Below are 450 nucleotides of genomic sequence, written 5' to 3' on the forward strand. Positions count from 1 at the left end.
TCGTGCTCACCGGAGCGGGCGGCGACTTCTGCGCCGGCATGGACCTCAAGGCCCTCGCCGGCGACCGGGGAATGGGAGGCGACGCGTACCGCGACCGGATGAAGGCCGACCCCGACCTGCACTGGAAGGCCATGCTCCGCCACCACCGCCCCCGCAAACCGGTCGTCGCCGCCGTCGAGGGCCACTGCGTCGCGGGCGGTACGGAGATGCTCCAGGGCACCGACATCCGCGTCGCGGGCCGCAGCGCCACCTTCGGCCTCTTCGAGGTCCGGCGCGGCCTCTTCCCCATCGGCGGCTCGACCGTACGCCTGCCGCGCCAGATCCCGCGCACCCACGCCCTGGAGATGCTGCTCACCGGCCGCCCGTACCCGGCCGAGGAAGCCGAACGCATCGGGCTCGTCGGCCACGTCGTCCCGGACGGCACCGCCCTCGACAAGGCCCTCGCCATCG

The 450-nt window shown here is 74.0% G+C and carries 1 protein-coding gene; it reads left to right on the forward strand.

Annotated elements, in window-relative coordinates; all coding sequences use genetic code 11:
* The coding region (locus E2E34_RS34840) for an enoyl-CoA hydratase-related protein (protein WP_208765425.1) at positions 1 to 450 on the forward strand (450 nt) is incomplete at both ends.

The sequence above is a fragment of the Streptomyces albidochromogenes genome (genome assembly GCF_005981925.1).
GTDB classification, from domain to species: Bacteria; Actinomycetota; Actinomycetes; order Streptomycetales; family Streptomycetaceae; genus Streptomyces; species Streptomyces albidochromogenes.